This window comes from Pantoea sp. ICBG 828, assembly GCF_002928355.1.
GTDB classification, from domain to species: domain Bacteria; phylum Pseudomonadota; class Gammaproteobacteria; order Enterobacterales; family Enterobacteriaceae; genus Pantoea; species Pantoea dispersa.
The window spans coordinates 268,983-287,482 of record NZ_POWN01000003.1; the positions used below are offsets into that span (position 1 = coordinate 268,983).

The following is an 18,500-nucleotide window of genomic DNA, read 5'->3' on the forward strand; positions in this document are numbered from 1 at the left end:
ATAGGCAATGGCTGAAACTCAAAACTACGGCACTGGTCGCCGCAAAAGCTCTGCCGCTCGCGTCTTTATCAAGCCGGGTAGCGGTAACATCGTAATTAACCAGCGCTCTCTGGAGCAGTACTTCGGTCGTGAGACTGCACGCATGGTCGTGCGTCAGCCGCTGGAGCTGGTTGATATGGTTGGTAAACTGGACCTGTACATCACCGTTAAAGGTGGTGGTATTTCTGGTCAGGCTGGTGCGATCCGTCACGGTATCACCCGCGCTCTGATGGAATACGACGAGTCTCTGCGTTCTGAACTGCGTAAAGCGGGCTTCGTTACCCGTGACGCGCGTCAGGTTGAACGTAAGAAAGTCGGTCTGCGTAAAGCACGCCGTCGTCCACAGTTCTCCAAGCGTTAATTGCTGGCTGCTTCGGCAGTTACAATTGGCTCAAAAAACCCGCTTCGGCGGGTTTTTTATTGCCTGAATCGCGGCTTTTTCAGCGCAAAAACGCGAGCTTTCCCCGCATTTTGCCCGCAAATGATTATCCCCGCCCCACAAGCTGCTTAAAATCTGGTAAACTGACTGACACTTTGCGCCCGCGAGTCGCGGCGTTGTGCATACTGCTCCTGTCGGGACGACCGGACAATGCCCGTAACGCCCGGCTGTGTGCGAATCTGATGAGCAGGTGAGTCGCCGCGTGGTTGGCTATTCGCAGTATTTTTTTGTGAACAAACTTGGAGGTTTTCATGGCTGTCGCTGCCAACAAACGTTCGGTAATGACGCTGTTTTCTGGTCCGACTGACATTTTCAGCCATCAGGTACGTATCGTGCTGGCTGAGAAGGGCGTCAGCGTGGAGATCGAGCAGGTTGAAACGGATAATCTGCCGCAGGATCTGATTGACCTCAACCCGTATCGCACTGTGCCAACGCTGGTCGACCGTGAACTGACGCTGTATGAATCCCGCATCATCATGGAATACCTCGATGAGCGTTTCCCGCATCCGCCACTGATGCCGGTTTATCCGGTCGCGCGCGGTGAAAGCCGTCTGATGATGCACCGCATTGAGCAGGACTGGTACAGCCTGATGCGTACCATTGAAACCAGCAGCGGTGCCGAAGCCGATGCCGCGCGCAAGCAACTGCGCGAAGAGCTGCTGGCCATTGCGCCGCTGTTCTCACGTACGCCGTTCTTTATGAGCGAAGAGTTCAGCCTGGTTGACTGCTATCTGGCGCCGCTGTTGTGGCGTCTGCCGCAGCTGGGTGTGGATCTGGCTGGCGCAGGTTCGAAAGAGCTGAAAGGCTACATGACGCGCGTATTTGAACGTGACTCCTTCCTCGCTTCTTTGACGGAAGCCGAACGTGAAATGCGCCTGCAAGCCCGGGGCTAATCTATGGAAATGTCGCAACTTACTGCCCGCCGTCCCTATCTGCTGCGGGCCTTTTATGAATGGCTGCTCGACAACCAGCTGACGCCGCATCTGGTGGTGGATATCAATCTGCCTGGCGTACAGGTGCCGCTGGAGTACGCTCGTGACGGACAGATTGTCCTGAACATCGCACCGCGCGCGGTGGGTAACCTTGAGCTTGCCAACGATCAGGTGCGCTTCAATGCGCGTTTCGGCGGCGTGCCGCGCCAGGTATCCGTGCCGATGGCTGCGGTGCTGGCGATTTACGCGCGCGAAAACGGCGCCGGCACCATGTTCGAACCGGAGCCGGCTTATGAGCTGTCCGGCGACGAGCAGGAAGGCGGCCAGGAAGAGACGCTGATGTCGGTGATTGATGGTGACCGTCCGGACGATGCGACGGATGACGACTCTTCACCGGATGACGAACCGCCGCCGCGCGGTGGACGTCCTTCACTGCGCGTAGTGAAGTAAATCGCGGAAAATAAAAAACGGGCTGATTAGCCCGTTTTTTTATGCCTGTGTCGCAGCGCGGCTTAGCGCGCGGCAGACCAAAGGGAGCGTAGCGCTCCCTTTGTACCGATCTTAATAAACGTCGCGCAGATAACGCTTATCTTTCTTCAGCTGATCGATATAGGCTGCGGCACGTTCGCTGGAAAGACCACCGAACTGACGCACCACTTCATACAGCGCGGCATCGACATCCTTCGCCATGCGTGAGGCATCGCCACAGACATAGAAGTAGGCGCCTTCCTGCAGCCAGGCGTACAGCTCAGCGCCTTTCTCCAGCATGCGGTTCTGCACGTAAATCTTCTCTTCCTGATCGCGGGAGAAGGCCAGGTCGAGATGCGTCAGCAGACCGCTCTGCTGCCAGCCCGCCAGCTCATCCGCGTAAATGTAATCATGTTCCTGATGCTGGTCGCCGAAGAACAGCCAGTTTTTACCTTCAGCACCGGTCGCCTGACGCTCCTGCAGGAAGGCGCGGAACGGCGCGATGCCGGTACCCGGACCGACCATGATCAGCGGGGCGTTATTGTTCGCCGGCACGCGGAACGCTTTGTTCGGCGAAATAAAGATCGCCGGCTTCTCTCCGCGACGCACGCGTTCAGCCAGATAGGTTGAGCACACGCCTTTACGCTCGCGGCCACCGCTGTGATAGCGCACGGAAGCGATGGTCAGATGCACCTGGTTAGGGTGCGCCTTCGAGCTGGACGAAATGGAGTAAGCACGGTGCTGCAGCGGACGCAGCATCGCCACCAGCTCCGGCACCGACAGGCTGCGCTTCAGCTCGAGCTGCAGCAGATCCAGCGTATCTTTGCCCCACAGCCAGTTGGCCAGAGTGTCTTTATCGTCGTGCTGCAGCACGTGCAGCAGCTCCTGGTTGGTTGTGTGCTGTCCGACCCACTCAATCAGCTTGCGCGACGGCTCAGAAATCTCGAACTGATAGGTCAGCAGATCGCCGAGGTTACGGTCAAAGCCCGGCACCGGGGTTTCGTAGTCGGCTTTCAGTTCGCTCAGCAGCAGGCTCACCAGCCCGGCATCGTTCACCGGGATCACGCCCAGCGCATCACCGGCTTCGTATTTCAGGCCGCTGTCGCTCAGGTCAAATTCGAAGTGACGGATATCTTTGGCGGACTGCTCGCCTGACAGACGCTTATTGGTCACCAGCGCCGCCGCGTATGGGTTTTGCTTGTTGCTGCCTGGGATTACCGGCGCTTCCGGCGCGCTCTCCAGCACCGTGCCGCTGCTGCCCGCGCTGGCGGCAAACTGTGGCATGGCGCTGCCAATCCACTCGCTGGAAGGCTCTTCGTAATCGATGTCGCAGTCGATGCGATCCACTACGCGTTTCGCCCCCAACTGCTCCAGGCGCATATCAATGAACTTACCGGCCTGGCAGAAACCGTCGTAGCCGGTATCGCCGATTGCCAGCACGGCAAAGTGCATCTGCTCCAGACGCGGCGCGGTGCTGGCTGAGATGGCCTGCCAGAACAGCTGTGCGTTGTCTGGCATTTCGCCTTCGCCGTAGGTGGAGGTGACGATCAGTACATGACGCATGGTGGCGAACACATCCAGATCCACTTCACCCAGCGCCTGCACTACCGGCACCAGGCCTTTAGCGCGCGCCGCTTTGGCTGCGGTCTGCGCCAGCGCTTCGGCGTTACCGGTCTGGGAGCCAAACAGAATATGCAGCTGGGTGGTGGCACTGGCGCCCGCTGCCGGTGCGGTCTGCTTGTCTTCTAATACCAGCAGGCGCGAGTGGAGACCGGCGAGAAACCCCGCCAGCCAGTATTTCTGTTCGCCGTTAAACGGCGCGTCTTCAGGAATGTAAGGAATCTTCATGGATATCAGTACTCAAACCGTTTTATCGTCATCAATCTTCTTTCGCAGCGCAATCAGGAGAGTTTCCCGACCGCGGCGGCAATCTCTGGCAGTGCGGCGCGTGCAAACAGCTCTTCAAAATCAGGCAGATGGCCCAGCACCTCACGGTTGCAGGCGTCCTGATAAATGATCCAGCCATAGGTTGCCAGGCTGTCCATGGAGCGAATGTTGCGCTGCGTCAGCGCGGCTTTGTAATCCGACATACGCTTGGCGGCGATCAGGCTTGCCAGCTCATCATCGCTGTAGTTCTCAATGGCCGCACGGGCATGACGCTGCAGCTTGCTGACCAGCGCGAAATCTTCGGTCATCAGCAGGTTGCGAACCGCTTTCTCGACTGCCGCATCTTCCACCGCTGTGCCTTTCGGCAGTTTGCCCAGCGCCAGCTGCTGCGCGAAGCTCAGAACGGTGTAATTATTCAGCAGAACAAACATCTCCTGCGTATCGGTCGCGCCGTAGGCCGGTACCGCACCGTCGGCGATGGTTTTGCCCGCACGCCAGGCTGATTTGAACTTGGCAACCTGATGCGCGGCCAGCGACGTGGACAGCTCTTCCAGCAAATCCTTACGCGTTTTCGCTTTCAGGATTTCGCCGCCGTCCTGATACAGCAGCAGCGAGCGCGGCATGACGTAAACGAAGTGCTGACACTCGGTTTCCCAGTTCTCCAGCAGCCACGCCGCGCGCGGCGACTGGGTGGCTTCGAGGTGCCAGTGCAGCATGGTCAGCACTGCCTGCTTGTGCACCTGCGCCATTTCGTCTTCGTCAGCGATGGAGCCGAACAGCACCGAATCACCGGCGGCGTGCGCGGCCAGGGAACGGTACGGATCGTACTGATAGGCGAAGCCGCCGCTCATGCCGTTACCGAAACCTTTACCAAAGGTGCCGAGGTTAAGAATCGCGCCGTTGGTCATGTATTCACAGCAGAAGTCGCCGACGCCTTCCACCACCGCGGTGGCGCCTGAGTTACGCACGGCGAAACGGTCACCGGCCTGGCCCTGAACAAACAGACGACCGCCGGTCGCGCCGAACAGCGCAAAGTTACCAATTAGCACGTTGCCGTCGCTGTCCTGTGCGCCGCCGCCCGGTGACATCACCACCAGTTCGCCGCCACACTGACCTTTACCGACGCCATCGTTACAGGTGCCGTAATGCTTCATCTGCATGCCGTCGTTGCAGAACGCGCCAAATGACTGACCGGCTGACCCGCGGGTATCAATCTGCACTGTGCGCGGTGCCAGATATTTCCGGCCACGGTCATCCTGCAGTACCGCCGGCAGCGCGGCCAGCTGCTGCGCCGACAGCTCGTGGTTCAGCATGCGCTCAATATCGATCGCCAGCTGACCGCCAACGCTCTTGTTACGGTTGTTCAGCGTTACGCCGTTACCCAGCGTAATCTCGCGGCGGGCAGCATCAACCAGCTGCGCTTTCAGCTCGTCTGCCCAGCCATCGTCCAGCTCGAAATCTTTTTCCAGATACACCGGCTGAGCGATCTTCTGCTCCGGCACCACAGTCAGCATGGCGCGCAGATCGAGTTTGCCCACTTCCAGCGGATGATCCATCAGGTGCAGCAGGTCAGAGCGGCCGCGCGCTTCACGCAGCGAACGCAGACCGAGGCGTGCGAGGAACTCACGCACTTCCTGCGCCACGTTGATGAAGTACTGCGCCAGCTGACGCGGATCGCCATCGAAGGCTTCAGCGTTAGTGGTGAGGCCAGCCGGGCATTTGACGTTACAGTTTTTCGCCATCACGCATTTCAGCATCATCAGCGCGGTGGTGCCGAACTCGAAGCTGTCGCCGCCGAGCAGCGCTGATTTGATCACGTCGCTGCCGGTCTGCTGTGCGCCGGAGCAGCGCAGCTGCACTTTGTCACGCAGCCCGTTAGCGCACAGCGCCTGGTGTACTTCGGCGATACCGATTTCCGCCACGCGCCCGGTGTATTTCAGGCTGGTGACCGACGCCGCGCCGGTGCCGCCGGTGTTACCGGCGACGTTGATGACGTCTGCGCCGGCTTTTGCCACGCCGACTGCGATAGTACCGATGCCTTCAGACGACACCAGTTTGACGATAACGCGCACGCGCGCCGCTTTACAGTCGTGGATCAGCTGCGCCAAATCCTCGATAGAATAAGTATCGTGATGCGGCGGCGGTGATACCAGCTCAACGCCCGGCGTACCGCCACGCGCGGCCGCAATCTCCACCGTCACTTTCGGTGCTGGCAGCTGACCGCCTTCGCCCGGTTTAGCGCCCTGGCCGATTTTGATCTCCAGCTCTTCCAGCATCGGGTCGGCCAGATAAGCCGCCCACACGCCGAAACGACCGGACGCCAGCTGTTTGATGCGCGATGCGCGAATGGTGCCGTGACGTGAATAGTGTTCGCCACCTTCACCACAGTTACTCATTCCGCCCACCATATTGGTGCCGTGCGCCACCGCTTCGTGCGCCGGCGCGACCAGCGCGCCGTGGCTCATGGCGCCTGAGGCGAAGGTACGGGTGATTTCGTGCGCCGGCTGGACCTCTTCCAGCGGCAGCGAGGGCAGCGCGGTAAAGATTTTTGCCAGATAGTCTGCTGCCTGACCGTAAGCGGTAATGTACAACACGCCTTCAGTGATGCTGCTGCTTTCGATCTCATCGTTAAAGCGGGTTTTCAGCGCGCGTGACAGCGCGGCCAGACGCTCGCTCTCCGGTTTCAGGCCGGCAATGGCATCAATCAGACGCAGCTCAAACTGGTTGAGGCTGCCGTTCACCGCTTCGCAGCGCAGGCCGCGAATGGCGAAGCCGTTGTTGACCAGCGAGTAGCGGCCCAGCTTGCGGCCAAATTCGGCTTCGCTGTCCACGTGGGTCAGATCGCACGGCAGCGCGAGGATGTCGCGCAGCGCCGCCGGCCGACGCTTACGCTCGGCGTGCATCAGGCTGGAGAACTGACGGTAATCCGGCGTGATAGCAAAGCTGTCGATCACCGCATTCGGGATGCGCTCGAAGCTGCTGTCTTTAAACGACTCGGCTTTGATGCTAAACGCGTTGTCCAGCCTGGCCAGCGTCATCAGACGGATAAAGTTGTCCTCTTCGCGCGCTTTGTCGGCGAAACGAATCGGCTGCTCTGTCATATCAATAAAGGTACGTACCGCGATGGTGCCATACGAGTGGCCCGCACCCTCAGAACGTTCTTTGAACAGACCCAGCAGTGGCACTTCGGCTTCGCCCTGAATTTTCAGTGCGCTCTGGTGCCAGTCCACCGCCATCTGCGCGATGGCCGGGAAGCCCGCGCCGCCCACCGGAGTTTTGATATTCGGGAAATATTTCTTAAGCACCGGATCTTCGGTATCGAGGAAGTTCGGCTCGAAGAACTCACCGCAGCTGTAGCTCTCAACGGTACACAGGCCCACTTTGCCCATGGTTTTCATCAGCGCTTTTTCTGCCGCTTTGGCATAGCGTTTGAACGCTTTGTTGCCTTCTTCACCTTCGCCAAACTTCTCTTCTGCACGCATCTGTACGCCCAGCGGATACACGGCAGAGGCGCCAAAGCCGAGCGTGGCGGCGATATGGTGCGAGGAGATGCTCTGGCCGCTCTCGACCACCAGTGACACATCCAGACGCAGGCCTTCCTGCACCAGACGCTGGTTGATGGCCGACACCATCAGCAGCATCGGAATGGCAGCATGAGTTGAAGAGATATGGCGATCGGTAATCACCGCGATGCCGCCCTGCTGACGGGCAAAATCCACCACCTGCTGCGCCAGGTTATCGATAGCGTTTTCCAGCGCTTTGGCGTTGGCGGCGCGGCTGACGATGTCTTTACCGATGACCGGCTCATACAGCATCTCGAAGCGCGCATACGGCGCCACTTTCTGCTCGCGCAGACGCAGCATGTCAAGGTGCGTCAGGATCGGGCTTGGCACGATGATCTGCTGGCCTTTACTGCGGCCGAGGTGCGGTTTAGCGCCGAGGGCCACGCGCAGCGTCATGCCGTCCGCTTCACGGATGGAGTCGAGCGGCGGGTTGGTGACCTGTGCAAAGCGCTGCGAGAAGTAGTGCGCCATGCCGCCTTCATGATCGGACAGGCCATTGATGGCGTTGCCGTAACCCATCGCGGAGATCTTCTCAGCGCCGGTTTGCAGCATCGGGTCCATCATGAATTTGAAGCTTTCCTGGTTGTAGTAGTAAGCCACAAAGCGCTGATAGGTTTTCAGGTCGCCGCGATAGCGCAGCGGTGAGCCGAGTTTCTCTGCCGGCACTTCCGGCAGCTGCTGCAGTTCAACGCGTGCCGCCTGCACCAGGGAGAGATAATCTTTTTCTGCCGCCAGCTTTTCCAGCGCCTGCACGGTGGTGTAAGAGCGTTTCTCTTTGTGATCGTAATAGAGCATGCCGCCAGCTTCGATACGGCCACGGCGCAGCACGCTCTCCGGTGGGAAGGCGATCTGGCCGGCTTCTGACATCGCACCGATGTATTCAGCGGTTTCTACGGAGCGCAGCGGACGCAGACCAAGACGGTCCAGCCGTGCGCCAATCACTTCGCCGTTACCGAAGATCAGCGCGGCGGGGCCGTCGTTCTTCTCTTCATACAGCGAGAAGTATTCCAGCATGGCGCGCACTTCAGCTGACAGCGAGGTGTCGTTTTCCCACGCCGGCGGCATCATTGAAACCACGGCGTTGATCAGATCGAGGTTATCTTCCATCAGACGGCTGTGGATGCTCTGATCGAGACGCGAACTGTCAGACTGGCCTTTTGGCCGCACGATCTTTTTGCCGCGCGCCAGCATCAGTGCCGCTTCCGCGATGCGGTTTTTACGGTCCGTGTTCAGCTCACCGTTGTGCGCCATCAGGCGGAACGGCTGCGCCATCGTGGTATGCGGATCGGTATTGGTGGAGAAGCGGGTATGGAAAAACAGTCCGCGCACCTGATGATCGGGATCGGTCAGATCTTTGAAGTAAGGGATCACTTCGTTGGAGTTCAGGCGGGCTTTGAACACCTGAGTGCGCGACGACAGCGACAGCGGATAAAGACCGCCGAATTCGCTTTCGGTAAAGGCGCGTGCTTCGATGTCCAGCAGCGCACGGTAAATGTGGCGCTCGAAGTCGCTCTGCTCGGTAACGTCCTGCGGTGCGGCAAACACCCACTGCACGATCGGCAGCTGGAACTGCTGTGCGGCCGGGCGCGTGACGCTGTTGTCCAGCGGCATATCACGCTTCAGCAGCACCGGGAAGTTGTAAGCGGCCAGCGTCTCTTCAACCAGACGCTCTGCGTTCGCGCGCAGCGCCGCATCTTTTGGCACAAAGAAGTTGCCCACGCCAAAGCGGCCCGCTTCCAGCGCCTGACCGGTCAGCTTACGGAAGAAGTTCAGGGAGAGGTCAACGTTAACGCCCGCGCCATCGCCCACACCCTCTGCAGACATCCCGCCACGGTGCGGTACCGTGCACAGGGCGCTGTGCGCCATCTGCAGGATTTCATGGGTCTGCTCGCCGTCCTTGCGGGTAATGAAACCTACACCACAGCTGTCGCTTCCTGCTGATGGATCATACAAACCCCAGGGGTTAGGTTGTTGAGTGGACATTGAGGGTCTCCTTAAACTGCTTTAGACATTACCTGCATTATTTCAGGCACAGAGCGCTGCTGCGTGCTGTATCAATTTGTTTTCGCGCGCTTTTACGCGGACGTCGCAACACCGGACAACGACAATCAAGGCACTGATTCACGTCCTTGATTGGCTGTCCATAAAATCCGGTCTCTAAGGGAGATAACTTGCATCCAGAGGGAGTCTTCTTGCTGCATAGATATGCCGAGACACAGTCCCGACTGGAAAGCATCCAGCGGAATTCCAACTTATCGGGAAAGCGAACTCAGGTCAAATAGCCAGCTTTATTACGGTTAATCAGCCTTTTTGCGATTTAACTGTATGATTATTATATTTTTATTACGTAAATATATGTCAATCTGACCTTTCTGATTCCCTTATGAAGTGTGAGCCGTCTCACTGTGTGATCGGCCTCATATTTCCAGACCATGCTGTTGAATGTGGGGATGCCAGTACAAAATTCTGTTTGGACCGTTTCGTGCACAGCATGTATCTGTTTTTCTTATGGCGGAACATTTGAATCAAAACGCGGTTGCCATTAGTAAAATTAATTAACCGGGGTGTGATTAAAACAGCACTTAAGCTGAATGGATATGCAATAACGGAAGGCAACCATCAGGAGGGATGGCTGCAGAAAGCGGATGCGCCGGGCACGCGGCACCGGGACCCGCAAAAGCGCGGCCCTCCAGATTATTCAGTTGGCAGAATTAGTCAAGCGCTTTAGGCATAAAGGCGGGAACGTCGGCGAAACGCCGCGCTGCTGCACCATAACAGGGCGTAAAGTCAGTCCGCACGGCGCGTGCGGCGGCGCAGCGCGCAGATAATTACGCTATGATGAGCCAGATTCGTTCAGGGAGCGCGTAATGAAACAGATTCGTCTTTTAGCACAGTACTACGTGGATTTAATGGTCAAGCTCGGGCTGGTGCGGTTTTCGCTGCTGCTGGCTTCGGCGCTGGTGGTGCTGGCAATGGTGGTGCAGATGGCGGTCACCATGGTGCTGCGTGGCCACGTTGAAAGTATCGACGTGGTGCGTTCGGTGTTTTTTGGCCTGCTGATTACTCCGTGGGCGGTCTACTTTCTCTCCGTGGTGGTCGATCAGCTGGAGGAGTCGCGCCAGCGGCTGTCGAAGCTGGTGGACAAGCTGGAGGAGATGCGCACGCGCGACCTTGAACTGAATCAGCAGATGAAAGAGACCATCAGCCAGCTGAACCAGGAAATCAGCGACCGTATTAAAGCAGAGCAGGCGCGCGAGCAGGTGATGGATAAGCTGCGCGAAGAGATGACGCGGCGTGAGCAGGCGCAGATTGAGCTGGAGCAGCAATCTTCCTTCCTGCGTTCGTTCCTCGATGCCTCGCCCGACCTGGTGTTCTATCGCAACATCGACAAACAGTTCTCCGGCTGTAACCGCGCCATGGAACTGCTCACCGGCCTGAGCGAGAAGCAGCTGATTGGCCTGACGCCGCGCGACATTTATGACGAAGATGCCGCCACCAAAGTGCTGGAGACCGATGAGAAGGTGTTTCGCCACAATGTGTCGCTTACCTATGAACAGTGGCTGCAGTATCCGGACGGGCGCAAAGCCTGCTTTGAAATCCGCAAAGTGCCGTATTACGACCGCGTCGGTAAGCGCAGCGGCCTGATGGGCTTCGGACGCGATATTACCGAGCGTAAGCGCTATCAGGACGCGCTGGAGAACGCCAGCCGTGAAAAGACCACCTTTATCTCCACCATCAGCCACGAGCTGCGTACGCCGCTTAATGGCATCGTCGGGTTAAGCCGCATCCTGCTGGATACCGATCTCAATCAGGAGCAGCTGAAGTACCTGAAAACCATTCACGTCTCGGCCATCACCCTTGGCAACATCTTTAATGATGTGATTGAAGTCGACAAGATTGAACGGCGCAAAGTGCAGCTGGATAACCAGCCGCTGGATTTCACCGGCTTCCTGGCCGACCTGGAAAACCTCTCCGGCCTGCTGGCGCAGCCGAAAGGGCTGAAGTTCGTCATGGCACCGGAGTTGCCGCTGCCGCACAAGATCTCCGCCGATGGCACGCGCCTGCGCCAGATTCTGTGGAACCTGATCGGCAATGCCGTGAAGTTTACCCGGCAGGGCGAAATCGTGGTGCGCGTCGCCTATCGCCAGGACGAAACGCTGCACTTTGAGGTGCAGGACTCCGGGATGGGCATTCCGCAGGAAGAGCAGGATAAAATCTTCGCCATGTATTACCAGGTGAAAGATCAGCACGGCGGTAAACCGGCCACCGGCACCGGGATTGGCCTGGCGGTGTCACGCCGGCTGGCGCAGGCGATGGGCGGCGATATCACTGTTAGCAGCGCACCGGGTCAGGGCTCGTGCTTTACCGTGGAAATCCACGCGCCGCGCGTGGCGGATGAAGTGGAAGATGAGGATCAGGACGACAGCATGCCGTTGCCGGCGCTGCACGTGCTACTGGTAGAAGATATCGAGCTCAACGTGATTGTGGCGCGCTCGGTACTGGAGAAGCTGGGTTGCAGCGTGGAGGTGGCGATGACCGGCGGTGAGGCGCTGGCGATGTTCGATCCGCAGGAGTTCGACCTGGTGCTACTGGATATCCAGCTGCCGGACATGACCGGCCTCGATGTGTCGCGCGCCATTCATCAGCAGCACGCCGGCGTGACGCTGCCGCCGCTGGTGGCGCTGACTGCCAACGTGCTGAAGGATAAAAAAGAGTATCTCGATGCCGGCATGGACGATGTGCTGAGCAAACCGCTGGCGGTGCCGGCCCTGACCGCGATGATCAAGAAATTCTGGGATTACCAGGCCGAAGCGGAAGCGGTGGTGAGTGACGCCGACGCGGAACAGTCACGCACGCTGCTGGATGTCGACATGCTGGAGCAGTATATCGAGCTGGTTGGTCCGGGGCTGATCATCCAAAGCCTGACGATGTTCGAGCAGATGATGCCGGGTTATCTTGAGGTGCTGGACTCCAACATGATGGCGCGTGACCAGAAGGGCATCGCCGAAGAGGGGCACAAGATCAAAGGCGCGGCGGGCTCCGTCGGCCTGCTGCATCTGCAGAAACTGGCGAAACAGATTCAGTCACCGGAATTGCCGGCCTGGTGGGATAACGTGCAGGAGTGGGTTGACGAGCTGAAGCACGAGTGGCGGCACGACGTTGAAGTATTACGGAACTGGGTTGCAGAGCGGGAAAAATAGCGCGGGCCAGAAAAAAAATGACCCCAGTCGAAACCGGGGTGCGCGAATACTGCGCCAACACCAGGGAAATGGGCGCTGCTGCTATTATTAGAAATCGAATACAAAAGCAACAGCGTGGTATTGGTTAACGCTTCAAAATCACCTTAGCAAATTCGCCACAGCTTGTGACAAGATTCATTAAATTGTGTGATGTTGAGCAGCGTTTAAATACAGAAAACATTAATTTGCTGACACAGTCAAGCAAGGAATCAATTTCTTTAGCGTATTGCACTATTTTTGAGCAAATGTTCGGTTTTTTGCCTGGTTTTCCCACAGTCGCGGTCCGGAAAGCGCTGCGCAGCGAAGGGAAACGGCAAAAAGCGCAGCGCAACGGCCGTTTTTATGCTCATGTTATTGATTCTAATAATGAATAACCAGATTTTGCCGCGGTTATCCAAAACGTTTTGGAAACCCCCGGCTGAAAGTTCCAGTTCGGGCATTGAACGGTTAGCGTAAACCGGATGGGCGGTAAAACGTTTTACAGGTTGAGCCCTGGCCTGAAGCGTAATTGTCGCTATTTGCGCCGTGTTTTTCAGAATGGTCTCGGTTGTCAATGAACATCTTCACTGACTACTAAAGATGATAGTTAAACATCGTGAAAGGTTTAACGTGAGCAGTATCACAATCGGTTAAGTATTTATGCCCGTGGGCGCTGCGCGATTTTTCTGCATGGAACCGATTCCTTTTTGCCGGAAGTGCTTGATGCGACTGGCTCTAATAGAGGAACGATGGTTGCCCGCGCAATGAGTTTGGCTGGTGGTCGCGATGCCGCAGAGATAAAATTCCGGCTTGCATCACCGCTATTTGAAATCATGACCTGAGTAATTGATTAATCCAGGGAACCGGTAAGAGACGATTGCATGAGTAAGAGTAAAGGGAAGATGGTCCAGCGCCTGAAGCGGCTGGCTGGCAGGGTGCTTCTGGCATGGCTGGGTCTGTGGCTGGCCGGTATTGTGCTGTTCGCATTTTTGCCGGTGCCGTTTTCGGCGGTAATGGTGGAGCGGCAGCTTGGCGCGTGGTTCAGCGGACGCTTCGATTATGTCGCGCATTCAGACTGGGTGGGAATGGATGAGATTTCACCGTGGATGGCGCTGGCGGTGATCGCCTCGGAAGATCAGAAATTCCCCGAGCACTGGGGCTTTGACGTGCATGCCATTCAGCAGGTGCTGGACAATGACGGCAGCGAACGGATGCGCGGCGCATCAACGCTGTCTCAGCAGACGGCGAAGAACCTGTTCTTGTGGGATGGCCGCAGTTGGGTGCGCAAAGGGCTGGAGGCCGGGCTGACGGTGGGACTGGAAACGGTATGGACCAAACGCCGCATTCTGACGGTGTACCTGAATATTGCGGAATTCGGTAATGGAGTGTTTGGTGTGGAAGAGGCATCGCAGCGCTATTTCCACAAGCCTGCCAGCCGGCTGAGCATGGCGGAAGCCGCTTTGCTGGCGGCGGTGCTGCCGAATCCGATTCGCTTCCGCGCGGATGCACCGTCCGGCTACATTCGTCAGCGCCAGCAGTGGATTATGCGCCAGATGCGCCAGCTGGGCGGCGAGGGTTTTCTCAACCGTTACCAGCTGCACTGACGCGGTTAGTCTTCGTCAAAACCGGCTTCAAACAGCTCAATGACCGCGGCCAGCGCCTGGGTTTCCTGCGGGCCGCTGGCCTCGATTTCGATATGACCGCCTTTAGCGGAGTCGAGCATCAGTAGCGCAATCACGCTGCTGGCTTCGGCTTCGGTACCGGCCTCGTTACGCAGCAGCACTTCCGCATCAAAACTCTGCACCAGCTCAAATAGCTTCATCGCCGGGCGCGCATGCATACCCAGCTTATTTCGAATCTCAACGGTTTGCTTCACGGTCATGATTTGCGTTTTTCCAGGGTGCGATGACGGGACTGCACATTTTTACCGCGCGAACGGAAATAGTCTGCCAGCTGTTCGGCAATGTAGACCGAACGGTGCTTACCGCCGGTACAGCCAATCGCCACCGTCAGATAGCTGCGGTTATTGGTTTCCAGCATCGGCAGCCACAGCTCGAGATAGCTGCGCGTCTGGTAGATAAAGTTGTGCACTTCGGTGTGACGATCGAGGAAGGCCGCCACCGGACGATCGAGCCCGGTCATCGGACGCAGCTTCGGATCCCAGTGCGGGTTAGGCAGGAACCGCACGTCAAACACGTAATCGGCGTCGATCGGGATGCCGTGCTTGAAGCCGAAGGATTCAAACACCATGGTGAGTTCACGCTCACGCTTGCCCAGCAGGCGCGTGCGCAGCATTTCTGCCAGCTCATGCACCGACATCTCTGAGGTATCGATGATCAGATCGGCACGCGAGCGCAGCGGCTCCAGCAGATCGTTTTCCTCATCAATGGCGCTTTCCAGCGACAGATTTTTGCTGGAGAGCGGATGCAGGCGGCGCGTGTCGCTGTAGCGGCGGATCAGCGTGTTGCGATCGGCGTCCAGAAACAGCAGCTGTGGCGAGAACGCTTCCGGCAGATTGTTCAGTGCCTGCTCAAACACCTCCGGTGATTCCGGCATGTTGCGCACGTCAATGCTGACCGCCGCTGAGATATTGCGCTCGGTTAAGGTGTTCGCCAGCTCCGGCAGCAGCACCACCGGCAGGTTATCGACACAGTAGAAGCCCATATCCTCAAGGGCGCGCAGCGCGACTGATTTTCCTGAGCCTGACCGACCGCTAACGATCATCAGCACCATCACATTTCTCCCGTGTTAAACCGGCACGCAGGCCGGTAAAAGTGTCTGTCGCTTAAGCGTGATCTTCCTGAGCTTCTGTAATGATGGCGTAGAGCTCTTCATCGCTCTGTGCCGCGCGCAAACGGCGGCAGACGGTTTTATCCGCCAGGCGTTTCGCCACCAGCGACAGGGTGTGCAGATGGGTTTTGCACTGGTCTGCGGGCACCAGCAGGGCAAACAGCAGGTCAACCGGCTGGTTGTCGACGGCGTCAAAGGCGATAGGCTGGTCGAGGCTGATAAACACGCCAACGGCGCGCAGCGTATCCTCCTCCAGCTTGCCGTGCGGGATGGCGATGCCGTTGCCAATGCCGGTACTGCCCATGCGTTCACGGGTCAGGATGGCTTCAAAAAGCGTCTGGTGCGGCAGATTGAGCTGCTTAGCGGCCAGCTCGCTGATAATTTCCAGCGCGCGCTTTTTACTCTGGCAGTGTACGCCGCTGCGGGTGCAGTCCAGCGAAAGGACCGCGCTCAATTCCAGTGTCAGATCGTTGTTCATCATCGTTTCACTTGCGTGTTCACATAGCCGTAAGGCACGTACCGGGACACCGCGAACGGGCAGGGCAGGTGACTGCAGGCGCTTGCGCAGATGACAAAACGGGGCGGTGACCCGCCCCATTTCTCCTCTGAGTGCTGAACCCGTCAGCACTCTGCAAGCGTGAAGGTTAGTGTTTTTTCAGTTTGTCTTTGTGTTTGGTCAGCTGACGGGCCAGCTTGTCAATCAACCCGTCGATGGCCGCGTACATGTCTTCCGCTTCCGATGTGGCGTGCAGCTCCCCGCCGTTGACGTGCAGGGTTGCTTCCGCAATCTGCGTCACCTTCTCCACTTTCAGAACAATATAAACCTGATTGATACGATCAAAATAGTGTTCCAGTTTGGCAAATTTGTTATTTACAAATTCGCGCAGTGGGTCGGTTATCTCAACATTCAGTCCGGTAAGGTTTAGCTGCATAGGTCTTCCTTCTTGTTTCGGTCAAACCAGCTGCTTGCGCTGGTTTGATGGCGGTATAGATAAAGACTCGCGATACTTAGCAACCGTACGTCGCGCCACCATGATGCCCTGTTCAGATAACATGGAGGTCAGTTTGCTGTCGCTCAAGGGTTTTGCGGGATTTTCCGCGGAGATTAATTTTTTCACCAGTGCACGGATCGCCGTCGACGAGGCTTCGCCACCGCCTTCGGTGCTGACGTGACTGGAGAAAAAATACTTCAGTTCAAAAATGCCACGCGGGCTGTGCAAATACTTTTGCGTGGTGACGCGGGAAATGGTGGATTCATGCATATCCACGGCCTGGGCGATATCCGCCAGCACCATCGGACGCATATACTCTTCACCCTGTTCAAAAAACGCCTGCTGCTGTTCGACAATACAGCGCGTCACTTTAAGCAGCGTGTCGTTGCGGCTCTCCAGGCTCTTAATCAGCCAGCGGGCTTCCTGTAAGTTGCTGCGAATAAACTGACTGTCACTGTCATTACGCGCAGAACCGCCCATCGCGGCGTAATGCTGATTAATCTTCAGGCGCGGCAGGCTGTCAGCGTTCAGCTCCACCGTCCAGCGCGTGCCAGTCTTGCGCACCAGCACATCGGGAATCACATACTCGGGCTCGCTGGTATTGATGGACTGCCCGGGGCGCGGATCGAGCGACTGAATCAGCAGCATCGCTTCCTTCAGCACCTCTTCCTTCAGCCGCGTCACGCGCATCAGGCTGCGGAAATCGTGGTTAGCCAGCAGGTCGAGGTGCTCGCTGACAATCAGCCGTGCTTCGTTCAGCATCGGCATATCGGCCGCATACTGCGACAGCTGCACCAGCAGGCAGTCACGCAGATCGCGTGCGCCGACACCCACCGGATCGAAACGCTGTACGCGCTTCAGCACCGCTTCCACCTCTTCCAGCGTCAGCTCTTCGTCACCAATACTGTCACAAATGTCCTGTAAGCTGACGGTGAGATAACCGGTATCGTCAATGGCATCGACGATGGAGGTGGCGATGGCGCGGTCGGTGTCGGTGAACGGCGTCAGTTCCACCTGCCACATCAGATAGTCCTGCAGCGACTGCGTGGTTTCACCCTGATACACCGGTAGCTCGTCGTCCTGGTAATCGGTGCCGGTGCCCGAGGGCGTGCCGGCCGTGTAGATCTCGTCCCAGGTGGCATCGAGCGGCAGCTCTTCCGGCATCTCTTTCTGCTCGAGTGCCTCACGGGTATCTAACGCCTCGTTCTCCTGAAATTCGCGGGCGTCGACTTCATCGTGCAGATCGGTTTGTTCAAGCAGCGGATTGCTTTCCAGCGCCAGTTGCAGTTCCTGCTGGAGTTCAAGCGTAGAGAGTTGCAGCAAGCGGATTGCCTGCTGCAACTGGGGGGTCATCGCCAGCTGTTGGCTGAGCCTGAGTTGCAAACCTTGCTTCATAATCCGGCTAGAATTTCCTAAGCAAATGTCGGGTATGCCGACACCTTATCAGAGTCTGAACTCTTCGCCCAAATAAACCCGCTTAACCTGCTCATCTGCAAGAATTTCATCTGGCGTGCCGTGGGCAATCAGATGGCCCTGGCTGACGATATATGCGCGCTCACACACCGCGAGCGTTTCACGCACGTTGTGGTCGGTGATCAGCACGCCGAGGCCGCTGTCACGCAGGTGTTCGATGATCTTTTTGATATCGATAACGGAGATGGGGTCAACGCCGGCAAAAGGTTCATCCAGCAGGATAAACTTTGGATTGGCGGCCAGCGCACGGGCAATCTCGACGCGGCGACGTTCACCGCCCGACAGCGCCTGGCCCATGCTGTCGCGCAGATGGCCGATGTGGAACTCGTCCATCAGCTCATTGGCGCGGTCCTGACGCTGCTCTTCCGTCAGGTCATCACGCACCTGCAGTACCGCCATCAGGTTGTCGTAGACGCTCAGACGGCGAAAGATCGACGCTTCCTGCGGCAGATAACCGATGCCGCGGCGCGCGCGCGCATGCAGCGGCAGAATACTGATATCTTCTTCATCAATGATGATGCGGCCGGCATCACGCGGCACGATGCCTACCACCATGTAGAAGGTGGTGGTTTTACCGGCCCCGTTGGGACCCAGCAGGCCGACAATCTCGCCGGATTTCACCTGCAGGCTGACATCTTCTACTACGCGACGGCCTTTGTAGGCTTTCGCCAGGTTTTCAGCGACTAATGTGGCCATAG

The 18,500-nt window shown here is 57.6% G+C and carries 14 protein-coding genes; 5 read left to right on the top strand and 9 right to left on the bottom strand.

Features of this window, described 5'->3' with window-relative positions:
- The first annotated feature begins 7 nt into the window (after nt 1–7).
- The 3 genes from rpsI to sspB all read left to right on the top strand — a co-directional run bounded on the left by rpsI (nt 8) and on the right by sspB (nt 1,860).
- Nucleotides 8–400: a 30S ribosomal protein S9 gene (rpsI, locus tag C1Y43_RS08950; protein WP_021507754.1), complete on the top strand. Its 393-nt coding sequence runs from the start codon at nt 8–10 to the stop codon at nt 398–400.
- Between the two features lie 329 nt (nt 401–729).
- Complete coding sequence (gene sspA / locus C1Y43_RS08955; RefSeq protein WP_021507753.1) at nt 730–1,371, top strand: stringent starvation protein SspA; 642 nt, start codon at nt 730–732, stop codon at nt 1,369–1,371.
- A gap of 3 nt (nt 1,372–1,374) precedes the next feature.
- Complete coding sequence (gene sspB / locus C1Y43_RS08960) at nt 1,375–1,860, top strand: ClpXP protease specificity-enhancing factor (RefSeq protein ID WP_021507752.1); 486 nt, start codon at nt 1,375–1,377, stop codon at nt 1,858–1,860.
- Between the two features lie 111 nt (nt 1,861–1,971).
- Here the strand turns inward: sspB and C1Y43_RS08965 are convergent, their stop codons facing one another.
- Both C1Y43_RS08965 and C1Y43_RS08970 read right to left on the bottom strand, forming a co-directional pair.
- Nucleotides 1,972–3,726 (bottom strand): sulfite reductase subunit alpha, encoded by a 1,755-nt coding sequence (locus tag C1Y43_RS08965; protein ID WP_021507751.1) that lies wholly within the window; start codon nt 3,724–3,726, stop codon nt 1,972–1,974.
- A 53-nt stretch (nt 3,727–3,779) separates the two neighbouring features.
- Nucleotides 3,780–9,311, bottom strand: coding sequence for a glutamate synthase-related protein (locus C1Y43_RS08970; protein WP_104187998.1), 5,532 nt, complete (start codon nt 9,309–9,311; stop codon nt 3,780–3,782).
- Between the two features lie 884 nt (nt 9,312–10,195).
- Here C1Y43_RS08970 and arcB point away from each other — a divergent pair.
- Entirely contained in the window at nt 10,196–12,529 is a 2,334-nt protein-coding gene (gene arcB / locus C1Y43_RS08980) for an aerobic respiration two-component sensor histidine kinase ArcB (RefSeq protein WP_104188000.1), read from the top strand.
- Nucleotides 12,530–12,786: 257 nt separating this feature from the next.
- On the opposite strand, the gene C1Y43_RS08985 is transcribed toward arcB, so the two are convergent.
- On the bottom strand, nt 12,787–13,122 hold the full coding sequence (locus C1Y43_RS08985) for a hypothetical protein (protein WP_104188002.1): 336 nt from the start codon (nt 13,120–13,122) through the stop codon (nt 12,787–12,789).
- A 306-nt stretch (nt 13,123–13,428) separates the two neighbouring features.
- Between C1Y43_RS08985 and mtgA the strand changes: the two genes are divergently transcribed.
- Entirely contained in the window at nt 13,429–14,151 is a 723-nt protein-coding gene (gene mtgA, locus C1Y43_RS08990; protein WP_031279742.1) for a monofunctional biosynthetic peptidoglycan transglycosylase, read from the top strand.
- A 5-nt stretch (nt 14,152–14,156) separates the two neighbouring features.
- Here the strand turns inward: mtgA and npr are convergent, their stop codons facing one another.
- The 6 genes from npr to lptB all read right to left on the bottom strand — a co-directional run bounded on the left by npr (nt 14,157) and on the right by lptB (nt 18,498).
- On the bottom strand, nt 14,157–14,429 hold the full coding sequence (gene npr / locus C1Y43_RS08995; RefSeq protein WP_058759594.1) for a PTS phosphocarrier protein NPr: 273 nt from the start codon (nt 14,427–14,429) through the stop codon (nt 14,157–14,159).
- Complete coding sequence (gene rapZ, locus C1Y43_RS09000; RefSeq protein WP_021507744.1) at nt 14,426–15,280, bottom strand: RNase adapter RapZ; 855 nt, start codon at nt 15,278–15,280, stop codon at nt 14,426–14,428. Before rapZ ends, npr begins: the two co-directional genes overlap by 4 nt.
- Before the next feature lie 52 nt (nt 15,281–15,332).
- Complete coding sequence (ptsN, locus tag C1Y43_RS09005) at nt 15,333–15,815, bottom strand: PTS IIA-like nitrogen regulatory protein PtsN (protein WP_031279741.1); 483 nt, start codon at nt 15,813–15,815, stop codon at nt 15,333–15,335.
- A gap of 166 nt (nt 15,816–15,981) precedes the next feature.
- Nucleotides 15,982–16,269: a ribosome hibernation promoting factor gene (gene hpf / locus C1Y43_RS09010; RefSeq protein WP_010618250.1), complete on the bottom strand. Its 288-nt coding sequence runs from the start codon at nt 16,267–16,269 to the stop codon at nt 15,982–15,984.
- 21 nt (nt 16,270–16,290) lie between these two features.
- On the bottom strand, nt 16,291–17,724 hold the full coding sequence (rpoN, locus tag C1Y43_RS09015) for an RNA polymerase factor sigma-54 (RefSeq protein WP_031279740.1): 1,434 nt from the start codon (nt 17,722–17,724) through the stop codon (nt 16,291–16,293).
- 48 nt (nt 17,725–17,772) lie between these two features.
- Complete coding sequence (lptB, locus tag C1Y43_RS09020) at nt 17,773–18,498, bottom strand: LPS export ABC transporter ATP-binding protein (protein ID WP_010618248.1); 726 nt, start codon at nt 18,496–18,498, stop codon at nt 17,773–17,775.
- Nucleotides 18,499–18,500 lie beyond the last annotated feature (2 nt).

Bases quoted from the DNA above. Each gene is read 5' to 3' on its own strand.
- npr (WP_058759594.1), bottom strand. From the start codon at position 14,429: ATGACCGTGAAGCAAACCGTTGAGATTCGAAATAAGCTGGGTATGCAT.
- C1Y43_RS08970 (WP_104187998.1), bottom strand. From the start codon at position 9,311: ATGTCCACTCAACAACCTAACCCCTGGGGTTTGTATGATCCATCAGCA.
- arcB (WP_104188000.1), top strand. From the start codon at position 10,196: ATGAAACAGATTCGTCTTTTAGCACAGTACTACGTGGATTTAATGGTC.
- lptB (WP_010618248.1), bottom strand. From the start codon at position 18,498: ATGGCCACATTAGTCGCTGAAAACCTGGCGAAAGCCTACAAAGGCCGT.
- mtgA (WP_031279742.1), top strand. From the start codon at position 13,429: ATGAGTAAGAGTAAAGGGAAGATGGTCCAGCGCCTGAAGCGGCTGGCT.
- hpf (WP_010618250.1), bottom strand. From the start codon at position 16,269: ATGCAGCTAAACCTTACCGGACTGAATGTTGAGATAACCGACCCACTG.
- rapZ (WP_021507744.1), bottom strand. From the start codon at position 15,280: ATGGTGCTGATGATCGTTAGCGGTCGGTCAGGCTCAGGAAAATCAGTC.
- sspB (WP_021507752.1), top strand. From the start codon at position 1,375: ATGGAAATGTCGCAACTTACTGCCCGCCGTCCCTATCTGCTGCGGGCC.
- C1Y43_RS08965 (WP_021507751.1), bottom strand. From the start codon at position 3,726: ATGAAGATTCCTTACATTCCTGAAGACGCGCCGTTTAACGGCGAACAG.
- rpsI (WP_021507754.1), top strand. From the start codon at position 8: ATGGCTGAAACTCAAAACTACGGCACTGGTCGCCGCAAAAGCTCTGCC.
- sspA (WP_021507753.1), top strand. From the start codon at position 730: ATGGCTGTCGCTGCCAACAAACGTTCGGTAATGACGCTGTTTTCTGGT.
- rpoN (WP_031279740.1), bottom strand. From the start codon at position 17,724: ATGAAGCAAGGTTTGCAACTCAGGCTCAGCCAACAGCTGGCGATGACC.
- ptsN (WP_031279741.1), bottom strand. From the start codon at position 15,815: ATGAACAACGATCTGACACTGGAATTGAGCGCGGTCCTTTCGCTGGAC.